Origin of the sequence: Alkalicoccus luteus (genome assembly GCF_052061695.1) — a bacterium.
Lineage (GTDB): Bacteria > Bacillota > Bacilli > Bacillales > Salisediminibacteriaceae > Alkalicoccus > Alkalicoccus luteus.
Genome location: NZ_JBPZEY010000004.1, coordinates 69,213 through 83,827, shown reverse-complemented (window position 1 = coordinate 83,827; position 14,615 = coordinate 69,213). Strand labels below are relative to the sequence as shown.

Sequence of the window (14,615 nt, the reverse complement as noted above, 5' to 3'; positions counted from 1 at the left end):
TTCTTTTGCAAGAATTGAAACAGAGGGTTAAAATGGACCGGTACAGGGTATAGAACGTTAGTTTAGGGGTGGAAAGGAAGCGTTGAAGATGGGACGAGCGAAAACAATCGATGAGGTGCAGCTTTTCCAGGAAACAGAAAAGCTGATACTGGAGTCCGGTTACGCCGGTTTTCACTTCAAAGCACTTTCGGAAAGGCTTGGGGTGGCTAGAAGCACCATCTACAATTACTACTCGAATAAAGAAGAGCTGATCACGGCTTTTATGGTCCATCTGCTCGAGCAGGTCGTTGAAAACATGGACCGGGCCAGCCACGCAGGCAATCCGGTACACGCTCTGATTCAGCTCTGGGGACGATACGCGAACATCCATCAAATGATGCAGGTGATGCCGTATATTGATAAGGAAGCATCACCAAAGGTTCAAAAAAGCGTAGAAGCGATGTTTCAACTTCTGCAGCAAATGCGTTCCAAGATTAAAGATATTCTGATTGAAGAGCAGCAGCGCGGCAGCGTCAGGGAAGATGTACCGCTGGACACACTGGTCGGCTTTGTTATGTCAGCGGTTCAAATTCCGTTCCGGCATGAGTCGGAGGAGGCATGGGCGGACGAAGTGTATAAGCTGATCCGAAGCGGTCTTTCTGCTTAGCAGTACATTCTGCTTTTCATAAAGCCGCTTATTGCTTATAGTTATAAATGACACTATCGTCATAAAAATGGAGGGCATCAGCATGATTGACAAAATTATATCGAGACCGAAAATTACGATGATGTTTATCAGTATTTTTATCCTGTTGGGGGTACTGACCCTTTTTCAACTTCCACAGCGGGAAATTCCAGAGATTTCGTTCGACGTTGCTAACATATCGACGCCTTATCCCGGCGGTGCCCCTGAAGAGGTAGAGCAGCAGGTAACCGTTCCGCTCGAAGGAGCTGTTGAAGGAATCGACGGTATTGCCGAGATTCAGTCAGTTTCGACTTCCGGCTTTTCGACCATTACTGTGGAGCTGGAGGACGGGGTTAACCGGAGCGAAGTCTTCACAGAAATCCAGCAGGCGGTTGCGCAGGCAGAGAGTGAACTTCCGGATACGGCAGAACCGGAATTTGCAGAGGTAGAAGGGCTTGGAGGGCTGTCGAGCTACCATATACTCGGCGATGACTATGAAGAGCTGTACGATCTTCGCGAGTTGATCGAAGGCTGGGAAGAAGAAATTGAATCGATTAATGATGTAGCCTCCGTTGGCATAAAAGGCTTTCCGGACCAGCAGCTGCTGATCGATGTTGATGCAGATGAGCTGTTTGACGCGGGCCTGCAGCTGCCGGACGTCATTGATGCCATAGAGGGTGAGCTGAATCCGCAGCCGCTGGGTATTCAGCAGGCTGACGGGGAAAACGTACAGCTGGAGCTTTCGACGCTGCAGAGCTCTGATGAGATTGGCTCCATTTTTGTAGGGAACGATCTGGACGGCGACCGGGTCTACATAGAGGATATTGCCGAGGTCGGCATTGATCTCGATGTCCCGGATGACCTGATTACATTTGAACAGACCCCGGCACTCGCCTTCACCGTCTTTCCGGAAGAAGGAGCCAATATTCCTACTCTGCATGACGCAGTGGATGAGCGGATGAATGAGCTTGGCGAACAGCTGCCTGGCGGTGTGGAGCTGGACCTGTTTTATACACAGGTGACCATTGTAGATGAAATATTTGGTGATCTCGCGCTTTCCTTTTTATTCGCCGCGATTTCAGTTATTGTCGTGACGCTGCTTGGACTGAATATTTCATCGGCCGTGATCGTGGCGCTGGCGATTCCGACCTCTGTGTTTATCGGGCTGATTCCGCTGCCATTTGCAGGTGTCGACTTGAACCAGATTTCGATTATCGGACTGATTGTGGCACTCGGAATTCTCGTTGATGACGCCATTGTGGTTGGCGATAATGTTCGAAATAAATACCGGGAGGGACTGGACCCGGTTAAAGGAGCACTGACAGGCGTGCGAGAGGTGCGTACGTCGATTATCGTTTCAACGCTTACGATTGTCTTTACGTTTTTGCCGCTCGTATTTATCACAGGCGCAAACGGAAACTTCATCCGGGCGCTCCCAACTGTGCTGATTACGACGATTCTTGCATCGACCATTGTCGCATTAACATTCGTACCGATTTTCTTGATTTGGCGTCGGAGAAAGCAGCTTGTGAAAAAAGCAGGCTCACACCGGGCAGAAGTCGACGGTATCCTGGGGCGGCAGTTTAACAGGCTCGCTGACTGGTACAGCGATGTAATCCTCGCAAAAGTAGTCCGTCATCCTTGGAAGGTGGCTATTTCCGGACTTGTCGTTACTACCGCCTTTTATGCACTGATTCCGTTCATTCCGGTTGTCTTTTTCCCAAGTACGGATCGGGATGAAGTTACAGTAGAACTGCGCATGCCGGCAGGAACGTCTCTTGAAGAGACGGAAAATGTGCTGCAGGATATGCGGACGATGATCACAGCTGAAGATGAAAACGTCTATGAAACAGCTGTTTACGCTGGAGACGGGCTGCCGCCTCTGTTTGGTGACGGCCTGGACACTACCGGAGAAGAAACAGGAAATATTTTGCTGCGGGTGGAGCGAGAGGCCCAGTCGGCGGAGGAAACGATCGACCGCTGGACAGAGCCGCTGCAGGAAGAATTTCCTGATGCAGAAATTGAACTTGGAACGATTGAGGCAGGTCCGCCTGTCGGAGCGCCTATCGCTCTGACGCTGCAGGGTCCGGATGTTGACACGCTCATGGACATCAGCAGCGATTTGCAGCAGGAGATCAGCGAGATTCCGGAAAGCGGGACAGTACTCGATGATCTCGGTCCGCGACGTCCGACGCTCGTGTACGAGCCGGATCGTGACGAGCTCGAAGAAAATGGACTTACACCGGCTGACATCAGTGAACAGATCGGTCTCCGTACAGAAGGCATTCCACTGCTCACATTCCGTTCAGCGGAAGAAACCGTAGACCTTCAGCTCGCCCTCGACCGAGTGCCGCAGGGAGAAGATATCGATATCAGTGAAATCGAAGTACCGAGTATGGAGCAGATGGAAGAGTCCGGGGCTCCGGAGCTGCTTACACTCGATACACTTGTAAGTGAAGAACGAACAGAGGAAATTCCACAAATCATTCGTGACGGCGGAGAACGGACCGTAACGGTGCGCGTTTTCCCGGGCGAAGGGGACGACCAGGCACTGGAGGAGGAAATTGAAAGCATTATTGCCGATGTGCAAACAGACTACAGTGATGACTATACGATCAGTCTCGGCGGGGAAACCGAGCAGCGGACTGATTTCATTTTGGAGCTGGCAACACTGTTTGTGCTTGTGCTGTTCCTGATTTATATCGTCATTGCGATTCAGTTCTACTCCCTCGCTATGCCGTTTCTCGTACTGTCGACGGTACACATTGCCGCATCAGGCGCGATCGTCGGGCTATTCGTCACGCAGACCGGGCTTGGCTTTACCGCACTGCTCGGAATTGTGTCCCTTGCCGGGATTGTTGTCCGAAACTCGATTGTGCTGCTGGAATTCATCCGCCAGCGCCGCCAAGAAGGCATGGGGCTGCATGAATCTGTCATTGAAGCGGGACGTGTGCGTTTACGGCCGATTCTGTTGACTGCATTCACGGCTATTGGCGCACTGACGCCTGTCGCACTGAGCGGAGATGTACTGTTTCAGCCGCTCTCTATTTCCATCATTGCCGGTCTGCTGTTTTCAGCGGTACTGACCGTCATTATCGTACCAGCGCTCTATACGGCTTTTGCCGGAAGGGCTTTGAAAAAGCAGAAAGCGTAACGTCTCTTACTTGGAGGCACCTGGACAGCGATGTTCCGGTGCCTCCGTCTTTTTTCATTAACCCTGTTCATGACGGGAGTCGGCAGTGAAAAATTGTCTGAACAGTGCCCCGAAAAGGCAGGCTTTTGACGATGCAGCTGTTTGATTGGTTTACTCTGCCCCTTTGCGCACAGGCTTCAGCGGATAGAGGCAGTTGCTTTTTTCAGCAAAAAAGAGTAAGACTAAAGAAACGATACGTCACGATCTGGGGGAGTCACCTTGAAAGAGCGCATATTAATTGTGGAAGATGAAGAAAAGATTGCTCGAGTGCTGCAGCTGGAGTTACAGTATGAAGGATATGAAGCAGACACCGTTCATGATGGAATGGATGCGTGGCTGACGATACAGGATAAACGCTATCAGCTCTACATTTTAGACGTTATGCTGCCTGGTTTAAGCGGGATTGAACTGCTGCGGCGGATTCGCAGAGAACAAAAGCAGGTGCCGATTCTCATGCTGACAGCACGGGATGCAACTGTGGATAAAGTGACGGGCCTCGATCAGGGGGCCGATGACTACGTCACGAAGCCGTTTGATATGGAAGAGCTTTTGGCTCGCGTGCGAGTTTTGTTAAGACGGAATGGGGCCGGGCAGGACGATAAACAGGATGAAAAGCTGTCGTTTCAAGATGTGGAAATCAATATTCCACGAAGAGAAGCACGGCGGGCCGGCGAGAAGCTGGAGCTTACACCAAGGGAGTATGACCTGCTCGTATACTTCATGGAAAACCCGTACCGGGTCCTCTCCCGGGAACAGCTTATGGACCGGGTGTGGGGATTTGACTACGCGGGGGAAACGAACGTGGTCGACGTTTACGTCCGCTACTTGCGTCAGAAGCTGGATAAGCCGTTTGACAGTTCTTATGTGCATACGGTGCGCGGAGTCGGCTATGTGCTGAAGGATGAGTCGGAATGAAGCTTGCACAGCGGATGACGCTTTACTCTACCGGGCTGCTGCTGCTTATTTTAATTGCAGTCAATATCGGCATCTACCTTGTGTTTCAGCAAAACCTGCTGGAAGGGGAGCAGAACCGGACGCTTGAGCAGGCGCGCACGATGACCGAAGCTGTCAGCTCGCAGCCAGATCAAAATCCGGCTTCTTTTTTGGAATCATACGTTTCCGGAGACAGCATGATCCGCGTGATCAGCCCGGAGGGGAGCAGTCTGCTGACCGTGACCACTCAAAATACGGAACTTGCCACCATTCCGGTTACGGACCCGCAGCCAGGAAGAGAAACAACCCGAGTCTTTAATTTTGCGGGATCTTCCTATGCATCGGCTCAGGTTCCGCTGCTGTGGGAGGAAGGAGCAGTCGTCACACTTGAAGTAACTGAGCCGATGCCGATGTACGAAGAAACGCTTCAGATTCTGCGGTTCGTGCTGCTCCTGGCGACAGCTGTGATCGTACTGCCGTCTTTTCTGGCGGCACGATCGCTCAGCCGGTTTGTACTGCGGCCGGTGCAGGCACTTGTGGCCACGATGAAACAGATTGAAGAACAAGGTACCTTTAAGAAAATTGATTTGGAAACGAAACGAAAAGACGAGCTCGCAGATATGGGACGAACGTTTAATCATATGATTGATCTTTTGCGGGAAAACTATGAGAAGCAGCAGCAGTTCGTTTCGGATGCTTCACACGAATTAAAGACGCCGCTTACAGTCATTGACAGCTATGCGCAGCTATTAAAGCGCCGGGGCCGTGATAAGCCGGAAGTCGTTGATGAAGCGGTTGACGCCATCACTTCAGAAGCGCAGCGAATGAAAGAGATGACCAATCAGATGCTTGCGCTTGCGTCCGGTGAAAACAGAGCGGTTGAGAAGGGGCCGGTGCGGCCGGGGCCTGTCTTTGCGGACACTGCCAGACAGCTGTCCGTTGCCTACAGTCGACCGGTACATGTGAAGACAGACGATACAGCGGTTATTGAAGGAAACGAACTGCAGCTGAAGCAGCTGGCTTATCTGCTGATTGAAAATGCACTGAAATACAGCTCAGAAGATGTATCGGTCACCGTTGAACGTCAGACCGAAGGAGTAACCTGTACAGTCGCTGATAAAGGAATCGGCATTGCTGAAGAGGATATCCCCTATATTTTCGACCGGTTTTACCGGGTCGATAAGGCGCGCACACGAGCGAGCGGAGGTACCGGTCTCGGGCTGTCTATCGCAAAGGAGATCACAGAGTCACACGAGGGCCGGATTTATGTCGACAGCGTGATTGAGCAGGGAACAACGTTTACGGTTCTGTTTCCGGAGGAGGGGCTGGCATGACTGGAAAAACGATACGACTGATTCTTATACCTGCGGCTGCAGCAGCTGCCTTAGCCGCTCTCCTTTTTTTATTCTTTCAACAGGAAGAACAACTGGAAGGGAGTGCTGTAATAGAAGCTCTTGAAAATCGGTATCAGGCTGATGTTTCGAACCTGTATTTGGAAGCGGACGGCTACCATGCGTCCTTTTCGACAGCTTCAGGAGAATACGAAGCTCTCGTTGATCCAGTTTCAGGCGAGGTGCTTTCACTGGAGCAGACGAGGGTGCTGGAGGAAACGGACGAAGCCGCATCTCCGGACATGCTGACCGAAGAAGAGGTACGCGCCATAACAGAAGAAACCGTCTCCGGTGATATGGATATAACTGCCGTTGACCTGCATGAAGAAGGCGGGACGCCCTATTATGATGTTGCGTTTCAGGTGGACAGCCGCAGCGGCAGGCTGGAGATTGACGCCTTCAGCGGGGCAGTGGACTTGTTTACCCTTGAGGAAGAGGCTGCGCTGGAGCCGCTTACGGAAGACGAAGCGATAGAGATTGCACTGCAAGAGCACGAGGGCGACGTGGATGATATCGATCTTGAAGAAGAAGACGGAAGACTTATCTTTGAAATCGAAGTAGAAAACGATGAAACGGGTGTCGATGCAGATATTATCATTGATGCCTATACCGGCGAGGTGCTCTCCGTTATATACGATGATTGATGCTAAAACCGTCTCTGGCTCCGGTCAAAGGCGGTTTTTTATTTAAGTATACTCATAAAGCAGTTGTCTGAGATAAAATTCATATCATTCTAATCGAATTCTCATTTTTTCTTCATGATGTTCTCATCTCCACTGGATATAGTAGAACCAGATCAACAAAACACTTACAAAAAAGGAGCGAGTATCATGAAAAAAACAATGCTTTCGATCGCAGTGATTTCGATTATTGGAGGAACATCCGCATTTGCACTGGCTGGTGATGAACCGACAGCTGATCTGACAGAGATCAATCAGACAGAGCAAAACAACACAGAGCAACAGACAGACTCCGCAGCGGATGAGAGTGATCGCATTACGCCGGAGCAGGCAGTCGATGCCGCGAAGACCATTGTCGATGGCCAGCTGGATGAAGTGGAGCTGGATACGGAAAATGGAAGACTCGTTTATGAGGTCGAGCTCGACTACATGGACGATGACTATGATATTAAAGTCGATGCGTATACTGGTGAAGTCGTAAAGGTAGATGATGACTTACTCGGTACAGGAGCAGAACAGCAGGTTGCCATTTCCATTGAAGAAGCAGAGCAGAAAGCGCTGAGCCTTTTTGACGGAGGCACGATTGATGACCGCGAACTTGAAAAAAAGAATGGCCGTTATGTGTATGAGCTGGAAGTAGAAATTTTCGACGAAGACGGAGATGTGTATATTGATGCTGAATCCGGCGAAGTCATTCATGTCGAAAGTGACATCCGCGGCTACATGACAGAAGGGAACAGCAGCCAAGCAAGCGAGGAGCAGCACACAGAAACCAATGAGTCTGGGAACAGCAATGAACAGATTTCTTCTCAGAAAGCAGCCGATATCGCGCTTAATCACGTAGGCAAGGGACACGTTGATGATATAGAGCTGGAACGGGAAAACGGGATGCTCGTTTATGAAGTAGAAGTAGAGTACGGAGATGACGATGTGGATGTTTATGTGGATGCCTTCACTGGTGAAGTCATTTACGTGGACCATTAAGATGAAAAAGCAAGTGAAGCAAGCGCTGCCGCTTTTATGCGGTGGTGCTTTCCTGGCAGGAATGTACGGACTATTTGGAAATGATCCGGAGCTTCTGCATGCAGAGGAAGCAGTCGACATGATGGAATCGCGCTACAAAGGGGAAGTAACAGCTTTTCAGGCACTTGAAGATACGTATACGATGCAGCTGACTGCAGCTGACGGGACTTATCAGATTGACCTGCATCCGGTCACCGGGGAGGTGCTGTCGTTTGATCCAGTGAGTGAACAGGGGCTTGAACAACAGGAAGAAGAAGAGTCGGAAAAGCTGGAGCCAGCTGATGTTGAAGCGATCGTATCTGAAACAGCTGCTGGAGCTGTGATCACTGAAATGGAGCTGAAAGAAGGGGAACAGAACGTGTACGATGTCGTATTTTCTCAAGATGGAGCGACAGGCCGGCTGGAAATTGATGCCTACAGCGGGGACATCGAGCTGTTTACGCTTGAGGAAACGGCCCCGGTCGATCCGATTGACCGTGATAAAGCAGCTGCTCTCGCCGTTAAAGCTTTTGAAGGCGAAGTAGATGACATAGATCTGGAAGAAAAGAACGGGCGGCTCGTTTATGAAATCGAGGTAGAAAATGAAGCCGCTGATCGTGAGGCTGATGTGATCATCGATGCGTACAGCGGAGAAGTGCTGGAGATTGTTCATGACTAACATGAAACAGCCCGCAGGCCAATCAGGCTGCGGGCTGTTTGGTGATTTAATCCTCTGACGTTAAGCTTGTCCGGGCAGCCTGGAGATAGCGGCAGTAACCCGCCGTGCGCTCAGACGTATCGTCCTGCATCGCATCCTCCAGAAATAAAAAGTTATCCGTTAAATGTTTTGTACTCATTCCGTGGCGCGTCAGGATGCCGTTCAGCCAGTGGGCATAGTCAACGAACATGGCTTCACTGTTTACCGTAAAGGCTGCAGAAAGCTGTTTCAAATGATGATGGTTGTCTTCGCGGCACTTTTCGACACCGCGTTCACCGTATTTTTCAAGCAGTTCAGGATCAGCCTCATACATCCGCTTTGTCACGCGATCGATGATAATGTCAGCGGTGAGCGTCATGTAGCCACCACCTTATGCTGGGATACGGAAGGAATAATCGAGGCGAGCTCTTGATCGGGATATTTCTTTTCAAGATCGTGAATTCGCTTAAAATCTCCCCCGCGAACCCAATTCATATACGATTCTTTCGTATCGAAAAACAGTTGTACGGTAATCTCGCCGGCTTTTTTATCGTTTTGCAGCAGCAGAAAATCGAGAAACCCCGGGGCATTATCGACGATACGCGAACGGTTCTGATAAATGCCGATCACTTCGTCCGCTTTCTCTTCGGGGACGTGAAACGTAGAAAATACGGTATACATGGCAGTAGCCTCCAATAGCTTATCATTTCCTCCAGACTACCACAGGCTTCGCCTGTCTGCCTATTGCAGTCTGATAACATTTCTGCGTATGCTGCGAAAGAGCCTTTGCAAATGGCTTGTAATTGTTTAGAATGAAAAGGATAGTAATGCAAGTGAATTTACGCAATAAGCAGTGAGGGATTACAATGACAAATAAAATTAATCATACAGAAGCCGCATATGAACGGCTCGCATCAGTACTCGGAGACGGGCTTGTAAAACGAAACGAACCGATGAGCAACCATACATTGACGAAAATGGGCGGCAGCGCTGATATATTTGCAGCGCCGGAAACGTTTGAACAGGCAGCAGAAGTTGTAGCGATTCAAAAGCAGTTTGACATCCCATTTATGATTCTTGGAAATGGATCCAATTTAATTGTCAGAGACGGCGGCATCCGCGGTCTGGTTATGCACTTTAAACATCTTCAGTCGATTACGGTTGACCAACAGTCGCTGACGCTGAAGGCGCAGGGCGGAGCTAATATTAAGGAAGCCTCCCGCCGAGCACTGGACTACAGCCTGACAGGTCTTGAATTTGCCTGCGGTATTCCGGGCACGATCGGCGGCGCGATGGTCATGAACGCCGGCGCTTACGGCGGTGAAGTAAAGGATGTCATCGATCATGTGACGGTCATTACGCCGGAAGGACAGATCAAGCGTCTTCATAAAGACGAGCTTGAACTGGACTATCGTAAAAGTATTATCGGGCGCAAGCGCTATATCGTACTTGAAGCGGTATTTCAGCTGGCTGAAGGTGATGCAGGCGTGATTAAAGAAAAGATGGATGATTTGACGTTTCAGCGTGAATCGAAGCAGCCGCTTGAATATCCGTCTGTCGGAAGTGTCTTTAAACGTCCGCCGGGATACTTTGCCGGGAAACTGATTCAAGACAGCGGCCTGCAGGGAAAAGGCTTTGGAGATGCGGAAGTGTCGACGAAGCATGCAGGCTTTATCGTGAATAAAGGCCGTGCCACAGCGACAGACTATTTGAAAACAATTGATATGGTTCAGCGTACCGTGAAGGAAAACTTCGGTGTAGAGCTGGAGCTGGAAGCGAAAATCGTCGGCGAGGAATAAGCAGCCGGTCTTAATAAAAAAGGGTCGCCACACCGGACGTTTTAAAATCCGGCACAGGCAGCCCTTTTTGTCGTTGCATTACGAAGATCCGGTCAGGAGAAAACCGAAAAGAAATGTACCGAGCGACCCGATGATGGTGATAGAGGAATACCAGAGCGCCGGCATCCAGGCGCCGCGCCTCAGCAGTGTAATAGTTTCAACTGCAAAAGTGGAAAATGTCGTGAATGCCCCGAAAAAGCCGACTCCGACTATTAAAAAAACAGGGCCTTCGTATGCATCCAGCGGGATATAGCCAAGATAAAGGCCTAGAAAAAGGCCAAGACCGAAAGAACCGGTCAAATTCACTGCAAGCATGGGAATCGGAAAACTGCTTTTCGTAAACCGGTCCGATAACAGGACGCCAATCATGTATCGCAAAAGCGCACCAAGACCTCCGGCGAGTGCCGTCAGCAAAATCATCCTGCTCCCTCCTTTCGTTTCGCTACATAGTACATTCCGAAAAAGCCTGCTGCCGCAGCAGCAAGTCCTCCAAAAATAGAGACAGCCAAGTACACAACTGTTGCGGTTTCGCTCAGTCCGGCCGTCAGAACGGTATCAGAGGCGAGCGTTGCCATCGTGGTAAAGCTTCCGCAAAAGCCAGCGCCCAATCCTGCTTTAAGCCACGAAGGTATCGGCTTCAAAAGCGTCCAGGCGGTGAGGGCACCAAGCACAAGGCTGCCGCTGATATTTTCAATAATGGTGCCGTAAGGATAGCCGGTATCTAAAAATGCCAGGTTTACCCAGTAGCGTGAGACCGCTCCTGCCATACCGCCAATAAAGACGGCCAGTAACATAATGGGATGCATACATGCGCCCCCTTTCTAATTTGCCTGAAATCTGGTAACGTGTACGCCAGTGCGTACGCATCCACTCATTATACAGGAGGAATTGACTTTACCATATGACTGAATTTATTGCGTTACTTCAATACATTTTTCTCGGAGCAGTACAGGGATTGACCGAACCTCTTCCGGTATCATCAAGCGGCCACTTACGTCTCGTGCAGCACTTTTTCGGAATCGATGTTCCGGACTTGCATTTTGAGGTCTTCCTGAACGGGGCATCCTTGATTGCCGTTTTTATCGTCTATCGCCGTGATTTGATGGAAATGATCAACGGCACTGCCCGCTATGTCATGACGCGGGAGCGCCGGCACTATGGCTCGTTCCGGTTTGCATGGCTGATTGTGCTCGGAACGATTCCGGCGGTGATCGTAGGGGGACTGTTCGCAGACTTTATCGGAGGCGAACTGACGGCGATTCACATGGTCGCGCTTGCCCTGATGATCACGGCGATCGCACTCTGGCTCATTCGCAACCTTCGCGGAGATAAAACAGATGAGCAAATTACCGTCATGGATACCGTCATTATCGGCCTTGCTCAGACGCTCGCACTTGCGCCGGGGATCAGCCGGTCCGGGGCAACGGTCGTAGCGGCACTTGCCCGAAAAGTGAGCCCGGAAACGGCGCTGAAATTTTCCTTCTTTTTATCCATTCCGGTCAGTATCGGAAGCCTTGTGTTTATGATTCCGGAAATGCATGCAGCGATGACAGCTCCTGGCATGTTCGTGCCATATGTTATATCGTTTATAGCTTCTGTTATCGTATCCGTTTTTGCGATCAAACTGTTTATTAATCTGGTCACGAATGGCCGCCTGATTTATTTTGCAGCCTACTGCCTGACAGTTTCTGTCTTGATTTTGTTTTTTGGTTAGATAGAAAAATGTTGCCAATGGCAAAATATTTTCAAGGATATGGTTGACACCTTGAAACTGCTCATGCTACATTTTCATAAGAATATCAGCTGAATACCTCGTTAGGTGAGGCTCCTGTGCAGGAGATACGCTGCTGCCCAAAAACGTCCAAAGACGCCAATGGGTCAACAGAAACCATCGACTTAAGGTGGTTTTTAACGCAGCTGGGAACATCCCTATGCCGCACAGTGCTAAAGCTCTACGATAGGGGGAGTACCGGCAGTTTTGCCGGTATATGTGAGTGCGTATTCAAGGCACCCTCTATTTGTGGAGGGTGCTTTTTTTGATGAATTCAGCTGAAAAGCAGGTTCAAGGAAAGGAGTGGGGAAAGATGGACCCCGATTCATGTTTATTCACAGAGGGTAAAAAAACTATAACAATAGAGGGAGTCGCTTTCCCTGCTTGTGGAAAGTGCTCCTTTTGATAAGGAGGCAGACACATGGTAAAACTCAATACGTATACTCGCGAAGAGTATAAGAAATATATCATTCAACAGATCGATGAAGAGCAGACTCTGAAGGTGCACGAGACGGTGATGGATCTTCATCCGACAGACCGGGCAGAGATCTACCGGGAGCTCACCGATAAACAGAAGGAGTTTATTCATACCGTTCTCAGTCCGGCTGAAATGGCAGAGATTTTCGAGCAGCTGGAGGCAGAAGACCAGGCTCACTTTATTCGAACGGTAGATGAGCTGTATGTAGCAAACATGTTTGATGAGCTGAATGCGGATGATGCTGCTGACTTTCTTGCAGAAATGGAAGATAACAAAGCAACTGAAATTTTGAGCATCATGCAGCAGGAGGAAGCGGAAGAAGTCCGGGAACTGATGGCATACGAAGAAGAAACAGCCGGGGCCATCATGACGAAGGAATTCATTGCGCTTCGTGCAAGCGATCAGGTAAAAGACGTGATGGAGCGTCTGCGCGAAGAAGCACCGGACGCAGAAACGATTTACTACCTGTACGTGGTCGACGACAAAGATAAACTCGCAGGCGTTGTGTCACTTCGGGATCTGATTACGGCAAGGCCGGAGGATACGGTGGCGGATGCGATGAGTACTCGTGTTGTATCCGTCGACGCTGAAGAGGATCAGGAGGATGTTGCCCGGCTTATTAAAAAATACGACTTTCTTGCTGTTCCGGTTGTAACAAAGCAGAATACGTTAGTCGGGATCATCACCGTCGATGATATTTTAGATGTTGTTGAAGAAGAAACGGAAGAGGATTTTGGTGAGATTTCCGCTGTGCGCGGCTCGCTCGACGCTAAAATCTCTTCTTTTACAGCAGCTAAGAAACGGGCTCCGTGGATTGTGGCCCTCATGTTCCTCGGGTTGATTACGGCAAACATAATCGATCAGTTTGAAGAAACACTGGAAGCTGTTGTAATTCTTGCTGCCTTCATTCCGCTCATTATGGACTCTGCTGGTAATACAGGTACACAGGCGCTCGCTGTTGTCGTTCGCCGGCTGGCAACTGGCGATGTAGAGCGTGGACAGATTGGCGGCATGATCCGGCGTGAATTCGGAACCGGTGTTTATCTAGGTTTATTCTGCGCTGTCACCATCATGGTGCTCATTCCATTTTTATACGGAAACTGGGTGCTTGCAGGTGTTGTCGGTACGTCCATCTTTATCACGCTGAGCATCGCAACGGTTGTCGGAGCGACGATTCCGCTGATTATTAACAAGTTGAAGATTGACCCGGCAGTCGCATCCGGTCCGTTTATTACAACATTGAACGACGTAATCGGTCTGATGATTTACTTTACCATCGCCACTTCCATGCTGGCGTACCTGCCAAACTAATAGCAGCTGAAACTGCCTGTCGCATCTTGCGGCAGGCAGTTTTCAACGTATCGGCAACGTTCTAATGGCTGAAAACTCTTGTATGTGCGACACCCTCTTTGAGGAAGGGAATGGGCTCAGCTGACAGCTCCTTTTTTAGCAGGTAAGGTATTCGTCCATTAAAACAGCAGTTTGAGCCTGTTCACTAAAGAAGAGCCTGAATGGCAGGGAGCCGGTTGCGTTTTAATGAAGGGTGCGTTACACTCTGTATATAAATGATTGCTTATATACATAAAAACGGAGGATGATGTATCATGACAAAACAAATTCGTGTATTTGATCCTGCTCTCTGCTGTTCAACTGGCGTATGCGGACCGGATGTGGATCCGGCACTGACAAAAATGGCCAAGCTGCATCTGGATGTTCAGAAAGCAGGCTTTGATATGGAACGATATAATCTTGCCCAGGAGCCTCAGCCTTTTGTGGAAAACAGCGCTGTGAAACAGCTGCTCGATACAGAGGGAGCGGATGCACTGCCGGCGATAACAGTAGATGGAGAATTGGTGATGAACGGACGTTATCCGGACAGAAGCGAGCTGGCGGCTTTTCTGGATGTCGAAGAAAAAGAGTTGCAAAGTAAGGCTCCATCTACAAAAGTTAACCTGCTGTAAACGCGGC

At 49.7% G+C, this 14,615-nt stretch carries 15 protein-coding genes and 1 riboswitch; of the genes, 11 read left to right on the top strand and 4 right to left on the bottom strand.

Annotated elements, in window-relative coordinates; genetic code table 11:
• The first annotated feature begins 88 nt into the window (after positions 1-88).
• The 7 genes from ACSZLD_RS06710 (at position 89) to ACSZLD_RS06680 (ending at position 8,542) form a co-directional block, all read left to right on the top strand.
• The gene (locus ACSZLD_RS06710) at positions 89-646 is read left to right on the top strand and encodes a TetR/AcrR family transcriptional regulator (protein ID WP_444684684.1); all 558 of its coding nucleotides are present in this window, start codon (positions 89-91) and stop codon (positions 644-646) included.
• 82 nt (positions 647-728) lie between these two features.
• Positions 729-3,818: an efflux RND transporter permease subunit gene (locus tag ACSZLD_RS06705; RefSeq protein ID WP_444684683.1), complete on the top strand. Its 3,090-nt coding sequence runs from the start codon at positions 729-731 to the stop codon at positions 3,816-3,818.
• Between the two features lie 258 nt (positions 3,819-4,076).
• Positions 4,077-4,772, top strand: a complete 696-nt coding sequence (locus ACSZLD_RS06700; protein ID WP_377908795.1) for a response regulator transcription factor — start codon at positions 4,077-4,079, stop codon at positions 4,770-4,772.
• Complete coding sequence (locus ACSZLD_RS06695; protein ID WP_377908796.1) at positions 4,769-6,124, top strand: sensor histidine kinase; 1,356 nt, start codon at positions 4,769-4,771, stop codon at positions 6,122-6,124. The genes ACSZLD_RS06700 and ACSZLD_RS06695 overlap by 4 nt, the downstream gene beginning before the upstream one ends.
• Positions 6,121-6,825, top strand: a complete 705-nt coding sequence (locus ACSZLD_RS06690; RefSeq protein WP_377908797.1) for a PepSY domain-containing protein — start codon at positions 6,121-6,123, stop codon at positions 6,823-6,825. The genes ACSZLD_RS06695 and ACSZLD_RS06690 overlap by 4 nt, the downstream gene beginning before the upstream one ends.
• A 186-nt stretch (positions 6,826-7,011) precedes the next feature.
• Positions 7,012-7,845 (top strand): PepSY domain-containing protein, encoded by an 834-nt coding sequence (locus tag ACSZLD_RS06685; RefSeq protein WP_444684682.1) that lies wholly within the window; start codon positions 7,012-7,014, stop codon positions 7,843-7,845.
• Positions 7,820-8,542, top strand: a complete 723-nt coding sequence (locus tag ACSZLD_RS06680; protein ID WP_444684681.1) for a PepSY domain-containing protein — start codon at positions 7,820-7,822, stop codon at positions 8,540-8,542. The genes ACSZLD_RS06685 and ACSZLD_RS06680 overlap by 26 nt, the downstream gene beginning before the upstream one ends.
• 46 nt (positions 8,543-8,588) lie before the next feature.
• Here the strand turns inward: ACSZLD_RS06680 and ACSZLD_RS06675 are convergent, their stop codons facing one another.
• Together ACSZLD_RS06675 and ACSZLD_RS06670 are read right to left on the bottom strand one after the other, a co-directional pair.
• Complete coding sequence (locus ACSZLD_RS06675; protein WP_444684680.1) at positions 8,589-8,939, bottom strand: hypothetical protein; 351 nt, start codon at positions 8,937-8,939, stop codon at positions 8,589-8,591.
• Positions 8,936-9,241 carry an antibiotic biosynthesis monooxygenase family protein gene (locus ACSZLD_RS06670; RefSeq protein ID WP_444684679.1) on the bottom strand — a complete coding sequence of 102 codons (306 nt, stop codon included), beginning with the start codon at positions 9,239-9,241 and terminating at the stop codon, positions 8,936-8,938. Before ACSZLD_RS06670 ends, ACSZLD_RS06675 begins: the two co-directional genes overlap by 4 nt.
• A gap of 197 nt (positions 9,242-9,438) precedes the next feature.
• Between ACSZLD_RS06670 and murB the strand changes: the two genes are divergently transcribed.
• Complete coding sequence (gene murB / locus ACSZLD_RS06665) at positions 9,439-10,359, top strand: UDP-N-acetylmuramate dehydrogenase (RefSeq protein WP_377908861.1); 921 nt, start codon at positions 9,439-9,441, stop codon at positions 10,357-10,359.
• 78 nt (positions 10,360-10,437) lie between these two features.
• On the opposite strand, the gene crcB is transcribed toward murB, so the two are convergent.
• Positions 10,438-10,818 carry a fluoride efflux transporter CrcB gene (gene crcB, locus ACSZLD_RS06660; protein ID WP_444684678.1) on the bottom strand — a complete coding sequence of 127 codons (381 nt, stop codon included), beginning with the start codon at positions 10,816-10,818 and terminating at the stop codon, positions 10,438-10,440.
• The gene (locus tag ACSZLD_RS06655; protein ID WP_444684677.1) at positions 10,815-11,204 is read right to left on the bottom strand and encodes a fluoride efflux transporter FluC; all 390 of its coding nucleotides are present in this window, start codon (positions 11,202-11,204) and stop codon (positions 10,815-10,817) included. Before ACSZLD_RS06655 ends, crcB begins: the two co-directional genes overlap by 4 nt.
• Before the next feature lie 95 nt (positions 11,205-11,299).
• Here ACSZLD_RS06655 and ACSZLD_RS06650 point away from each other — a divergent pair, with 95 nt between their 5' ends.
• The 3 genes from ACSZLD_RS06650 (at position 11,300) to arsD (ending at position 14,608) form a co-directional block, all read left to right on the top strand.
• Positions 11,300-12,112 carry an undecaprenyl-diphosphate phosphatase gene (locus tag ACSZLD_RS06650; protein ID WP_377908804.1) on the top strand — a complete coding sequence of 271 codons (813 nt, stop codon included), beginning with the start codon at positions 11,300-11,302 and terminating at the stop codon, positions 12,110-12,112.
• 90 nt (positions 12,113-12,202) lie between these two features.
• A riboswitch (M-box (ykoK) riboswitch) is annotated at positions 12,203-12,368 on the top strand.
• A gap of 222 nt (positions 12,369-12,590) precedes the next feature.
• Entirely contained in the window at positions 12,591-13,958 is a 1,368-nt protein-coding gene (gene mgtE / locus ACSZLD_RS06645) for a magnesium transporter (protein ID WP_444684676.1), read from the top strand.
• 293 nt (positions 13,959-14,251) lie between these two features.
• A complete protein-coding gene (gene arsD / locus ACSZLD_RS06640; RefSeq protein WP_444684675.1) occupies positions 14,252-14,608 on the top strand; it encodes an arsenite efflux transporter metallochaperone ArsD in 357 nt (118 codons plus the stop codon).
• The last annotated feature ends 7 nt before the right edge of the window (positions 14,609-14,615 follow it).

What these genes read in the sequence shown, in the direction of transcription:
- ACSZLD_RS06710 (WP_444684684.1), top strand. Translation starts at nt 89, where the DNA reads ATGGGACGAGCGAAAACAATCGATGAGGTGCAGCTTTTCCAGGAAACA.
- ACSZLD_RS06705 (WP_444684683.1), top strand. Translation starts at nt 729, where the DNA reads ATGATTGACAAAATTATATCGAGACCGAAAATTACGATGATGTTTATC.
- ACSZLD_RS06695 (WP_377908796.1), top strand. Translation starts at nt 4,769, where the DNA reads ATGAAGCTTGCACAGCGGATGACGCTTTACTCTACCGGGCTGCTGCTG.
- ACSZLD_RS06690 (WP_377908797.1), top strand. Translation starts at nt 6,121, where the DNA reads ATGACTGGAAAAACGATACGACTGATTCTTATACCTGCGGCTGCAGCA.
- ACSZLD_RS06685 (WP_444684682.1), top strand. Translation starts at nt 7,012, where the DNA reads ATGAAAAAAACAATGCTTTCGATCGCAGTGATTTCGATTATTGGAGGA.
- ACSZLD_RS06675 (WP_444684680.1), bottom strand. Translation starts at nt 8,939, where the DNA reads ATGACGCTCACCGCTGACATTATCATCGATCGCGTGACAAAGCGGATG.
- ACSZLD_RS06670 (WP_444684679.1), bottom strand. Translation starts at nt 9,241, where the DNA reads ATGTATACCGTATTTTCTACGTTTCACGTCCCCGAAGAGAAAGCGGAC.
- crcB (WP_444684678.1), bottom strand. Translation starts at nt 10,818, where the DNA reads ATGATTTTGCTGACGGCACTCGCCGGAGGTCTTGGTGCGCTTTTGCGA.
- ACSZLD_RS06655 (WP_444684677.1), bottom strand. Translation starts at nt 11,204, where the DNA reads ATGCATCCCATTATGTTACTGGCCGTCTTTATTGGCGGTATGGCAGGA.
- ACSZLD_RS06650 (WP_377908804.1), top strand. Translation starts at nt 11,300, where the DNA reads ATGACTGAATTTATTGCGTTACTTCAATACATTTTTCTCGGAGCAGTA.
- mgtE (WP_444684676.1), top strand. Translation starts at nt 12,591, where the DNA reads ATGGTAAAACTCAATACGTATACTCGCGAAGAGTATAAGAAATATATC.
- arsD (WP_444684675.1), top strand. Translation starts at nt 14,252, where the DNA reads ATGACAAAACAAATTCGTGTATTTGATCCTGCTCTCTGCTGTTCAACT.